Source organism: Rhizobium tibeticum (genome assembly GCF_900110205.1).
GTDB lineage: Bacteria > Pseudomonadota > Alphaproteobacteria > Rhizobiales > Rhizobiaceae > Rhizobium > Rhizobium tibeticum.
Genome location: NZ_FOCV01000115.1, coordinates 1 through 3,148, shown reverse-complemented (window position 1 = coordinate 3,148; position 3,148 = coordinate 1). Strand labels below are relative to the sequence as shown.

The window sequence follows — 3,148 nt, the reverse complement described above, 5'->3', positions numbered from 1 at the left end:
GTGAGCGCGACGAACAGCCCACCTTTTCTTTGTTGGTAGAGACCGCGAGATAAGCTCCTTCATCGACAGGAGCGGAACGAATGGTTGGAGATCGCGCTGATGCCATGCTTGAAGTCATGGATGAAGGCATGCATGAAGCCAGGCATGAGGGAAAATATCGTCGGATCGAGGTGATCACCGGTCGTCGCCAGCGGCGGAATTGGACTGAAGAGGAGAAGGCGCGGATCCTTGCGGAAAGCGCAGAGCCCGACGTGAACATCTCGGCGATTGCCCGGCGCTGGGGCGTCAATCGCGGCTTGCTGAATGCCTGGCGTCGCGAAGCCGGACTGACCTCTCAACGATCCGCGAAGACCTGCGCGCAGCAGGCGATGTTCGTGCCGGTGACGGTGGTCGGCGATCGCGCGGCACTGCAGAGCTCGCCGTCGGATGTCGCTTCCGTTGCTTCCGGCCGAATTGAGATCGAGATTTCCGGAGCACGCATGACCGTGATCGGTTCGGTGGCGCCCGAGTTGGCGCGGGCGATGGTGGCGGCGTTGCGGGGGCGCCGGTGATTGGACTTTCGCCGAATGGCGTGAAGATCATGGTGGCGACGCAGCCGGTCGACTTCCGGCGCGGCATGAATGGGCTTGTGGCCTTGGTGGCGTCAGCGCTTGCGGCCGATCCCTATTGTGGCGACGTGTTCGTGTTCCGCGCCAAGCGTCTCGACCGTCTTCGCTGCATTTATTGGGACGGATCAGGGATGATCCTGGCGACGAAATGGCTGGAGGCGGGCAAGTTCGTTTGGCCGCCGATCCGCGACGGTGCGATGCAGATGAGTAGTCAGGAGTTCTCGCTTTTGCTGGCCGGCATTGACTGGACGCGCGTCAAGCGAAACGCGGTGAGGAGGCCCTCAAAAGCAGGCTGATCCTATTGGTTTTGCTTGCAGTTTCAGGCTTGTATGGTAGGGTCTGCCATGCCGCTTCGACCCACCCCCTTGCCTCAGGATGCTGCGCAATTAACCCGGATCATTCTCTCGCTCGACGAGGAGAATGCCGATCTCAAAGCGCGCGTTGCCTTCCTGGAGCAGCAGCTCTTTGGGGCGAAGTCGGAGAAAATGACGACGATCGACCCGACGCAGGCGACGCTCGACCTTGGCGATCTCAGCGACATCCCCGAGGCGGCCAATGACGATGTTGCGCCCGTCACCGAGGGGACACCGCAGGTTCGACCTGCGCCATCGCGCAATATCGGCCGTTTGCCCAAGCACCTTCCTCGGTATGAAGAGGTTATCGAGCCGGAGAGCAAGGTTTGCCCGTGCTGCTCGTTCGAGCTTCATTGCATCGGCACTGATGTCAGTGAAGCGCTCGACATCGTGCCGGCGGTCGTCCGGGTGAAGCGGACGGTCCGGCCGCGCTATGCATGCCGGGCCTGCGAAAGCGTCATTGTGCAAGCGCCCGCACCAGCACGCGTTATGGACGGCGGCATGGTGACCACGGCGTTTGCAGCCCATGTCGCCGTTTCGAAGTTTGCCTGGCATCTGCCGCTGCATCGCCAGGCGCAGATGCTTGCCTCCTGCGGCGTGATCATCGATCGCGGCACGCTTGGCGCCTGGGTGACACGGATCGCCTGGTGGCTCGAGCTCCTCTACGATGCGCTGCTTGCCTTCATCCGCTCCCAGCCAAGGGTGTTCTGTGACGAGACGCCGCTCCCGCGGCTTGATCCGGGACGTAAGCGCACCAAGGTCTGCCAACTTTGGGCGCAGGCGATCGACGATCGGCCATGGAATGGTCCGGCGCCGCCGGCGGTTGCCTATATCTTTGCCGAAAGCCGCAGCGCGCGCGAGGTCGAGGGGCAATTGTCGTCGTTTGCCGGCGTACTTCAAGTGGATGGGTACCAAGCCTATAAAACGTTGGCCAAGCGCCGGGGGAAGAGCAATGTCGCGCCCATGCGGCTGGCGTTCTGCCTTGCCCATGCGCGGCGCAAGTTCGTCGATGTCGTCAAGCTGACCGGCTCTTCGGAGGCGCTGTCGATCCTGGCCAGGATTGCCGAGATCTATCGCATCGAGGCGAAACTGCGCGGCGAGAATGACGATACCCGGCTGAGGGTGCGACGCCGCGAGGCAGCGCCCATCATGAGAGAACTGAAGGCCCAGATCACCGAACTGCGCGAAGAGGTGTCGTCAAAGTCGGCGCTTGGCAAGGCCGTCTCCTACGCGCTCAACCACTGGAGCGGACTGGCAGCCTTCCTGGAGGATGGCCGGATCGAGGTGGACTCCAATATCGTTGAGCGTTCAATGAAATCGGTGGCTCTGACGAGAAAGAACTCGTTGTTCGTGGGCAGCGAGCGGGGTGGAAAGTCCTTCGCTGTCCTCGCATCGCTCGTCAACACCTGCAAACTGAATGGTGTGGACCCTGAGGTCTGGCTTGCCGATGTGCTGGAACGCATCATCGCGGGAAAAGTGAAAGCCAACGAGATGGAAAGCCTCTTGCCGTGGAACTGGAAGGCCGAGCGCGAGGTGGTGATAGAGCAGGAGCGACGGGCAGCATGACGCACAACAGCCAGGGGACGACGGCACGACCGAAGCTCGATGATGAGGCATTCGAAGCCTTCATCAGGGGACGTCGTACGGCATCGCCGATTTGGTCCATGAGCGGTCTCGATGGCTATCTTACGGCCCTCATCATCGGCCCAAGGTTCATCGACCCGCGTCAATGGATCCCGGAGCTGACTGGCCCGGATGCCCTGAACCTGCCGATGGAAACAACAGAACACCGGGCCGTGCAGACGATCGTTGCAGAGTATAACCGCATCTCCGCAAGCCTTGCCGAAACACCGAAAGACCACCGGCCAAGGTTCACCAGGATCGATGACCAGGCCTTTGATCCATTCGATTGGGACCTCTGCTTTCTGCTGGGAACACACTACGCGCCGAGGCTTTGGCAGCCCGTCCTTCAAGGTCATGCCGTCACTGGGGATATCATCGCGCCCATCCGCAAGCTCGGCGACGCAAAACACAAAGCAACCCGCCAGGATGCTGCTGACGTCGCTGAAGCACTTGTCAATATCCGAACCTACTTCATGCCGAAGCGGGCAAAGCAGAAGTTCTGACAAAGGGTGCTATTGCGAAACCGTCAACGCCGAAAGCGGTGGGCTGTTCGTCGCGCTCACG

At 61.1% G+C, this 3,148-nt stretch carries 4 protein-coding genes; all 4 read left to right on the top strand.

The window, feature by feature from the left end; translation table 11 throughout:
* Positions 1-80: 80 nt before the first annotated feature.
* Genes tnpA through BSG20_RS34875 form a run of 4 tightly spaced genes read left to right on the top strand, consistent with a single transcriptional unit; the run spans position 81 to position 3,087 of the window.
* On the top strand, positions 81-551 hold the full coding sequence (gene tnpA, locus BSG20_RS34890; RefSeq protein ID WP_072382347.1) for an IS66-like element accessory protein TnpA: 471 nt from the start codon (positions 81-83) through the stop codon (positions 549-551).
* Entirely contained in the window at positions 548-904 is a 357-nt protein-coding gene (gene tnpB / locus BSG20_RS34885) for an IS66 family insertion sequence element accessory protein TnpB (RefSeq protein ID WP_057251438.1), read from the top strand. The genes tnpA and tnpB overlap by 4 nt, the downstream gene beginning before the upstream one ends.
* A 48-nt stretch (positions 905-952) precedes the next feature.
* The gene (tnpC, locus tag BSG20_RS34880) at positions 953-2,527 is read left to right on the top strand and encodes an IS66 family transposase (RefSeq protein WP_072382349.1); all 1,575 of its coding nucleotides are present in this window, start codon (positions 953-955) and stop codon (positions 2,525-2,527) included.
* Positions 2,524-3,087: a YecA/YgfB family protein gene (locus BSG20_RS34875; RefSeq protein WP_072382351.1), complete on the top strand. Its 564-nt coding sequence runs from the start codon at positions 2,524-2,526 to the stop codon at positions 3,085-3,087. The genes tnpC and BSG20_RS34875 overlap by 4 nt, the downstream gene beginning before the upstream one ends.
* The last annotated feature ends 61 nt before the right edge of the window (positions 3,088-3,148 follow it).

What these genes read in the sequence shown, in the direction of transcription:
- tnpA (WP_072382347.1), top strand. Translation starts at nt 81, where the DNA reads ATGGTTGGAGATCGCGCTGATGCCATGCTTGAAGTCATGGATGAAGGC.
- tnpC (WP_072382349.1), top strand. Translation starts at nt 953, where the DNA reads ATGCCGCTTCGACCCACCCCCTTGCCTCAGGATGCTGCGCAATTAACC.
- BSG20_RS34875 (WP_072382351.1), top strand. Translation starts at nt 2,524, where the DNA reads ATGACGCACAACAGCCAGGGGACGACGGCACGACCGAAGCTCGATGAT.